Source organism: Microbacterium sp. CnD16-F, from assembly GCF_024124465.1.
Classification (GTDB): domain Bacteria; phylum Actinomycetota; class Actinomycetes; order Actinomycetales; family Microbacteriaceae; genus Microbacterium; species Microbacterium gawkjiense.
Genome location: NZ_JAMXSA010000129.1, coordinates 1 through 1,079 on the forward strand (window position 1 = coordinate 1; position 1,079 = coordinate 1,079).

Annotated in this window: 1 pseudogene; it reads right to left on the reverse strand. The window is 69.6% G+C overall.

What is annotated here, in order from left to right:
* Window positions 1-770: 770 nt before the first annotated feature.
* Window positions 771-1,079 (reverse strand): annotated as a pseudogene (locus tag NH287_RS15120) (MFS transporter); the annotation flags it as partial.

The window sequence follows — 1,079 nt, forward strand, 5'->3', positions numbered from 1 at the left end:
GGACGTCCATGCCGTCATCGTCCCACGCACCGCCACCACGCGCGGTGCGGCAGGGGGGGGAGGTGGGTGGTGCTGGTGCGCTGCCGCCGATGGTCGTGACCTTGCTGCTGCGCCGCCGCGGGGGGCTTGTGCTTGCTGCTGCGCTGCCGCAGGGCGTCTCGACCTACTGGAGCGCTGCCTCGGCCTTCGCTGTGTCTGGTCTCCGAAAGGGCCTCGACCGGGCGGCTGGCACCGGAGCTGGTACGGGGTCTCGGTCTGTGGGCTGGTGCTGGGGTGGACACAAGATTCTGCGTCCGTGTGCGGGAGGGCAAGGATTCTGCGTTGCCTACGGGATCCCGTCGCGAACGCAGAAGCGTCAGGTCTCGCACGCGTGAATGAAGAATCGTGGCTGCCCTTTGCGTTGGGGTGACGCGAGATTCTCCCTTCTCGTGGACCGTTCCACGCGAAGGGAGAATCCCTGCCGCCCCGCGCTCGCCATCGGTGGATCTGCAACCGGAGGAGCGCTCCTGCGGTTGCAGATCCACCGATAGGACACGCGAACGCAGACTCTTGGGCCCCAGGACGCAGAAACGAAGAATCGTGCGTCCATGGGCGGGCCCGGGCCAGACCCCGAGACCCGAAGTCACCTCCAGGCCCGCTGCCGGTCGAGGCCCCTTTCGGAGACCACCACCAGCGAAGGCCGAGGCAGCGCACCAGCAACCCCAGGCCCCTGCGGCAGCGCACCATCAGGACGAGACCCCCCCGCCTGCGCACCAGCGAGGGTCAGACCCTCAGTGCACGACCTCCCCCGACCCGCTCGCCTTGCGCAGGAAGGGGGAGAAGGCGACGAGCACGAGGCTGAGGATCGCGCCGACGAGGAACGCGCGCTGCACGCCGTCGACGAAGGCCGGACCCTCGCCGAGCCCGGCGTCGACGCCGCTCGCGGAGACGACGGTCATGATGGTGATGAACAGGGCTGCGCCGGCCGCGCCGGCCACCTGCTGCAGGCTGCCGACGACGGCGCTCGCGTAGGAGTACAGACGAGGCTCGACCGACCCGAGGGCGGTCGTCATCAGCGGCGTGAACGTGGCCGACAGACC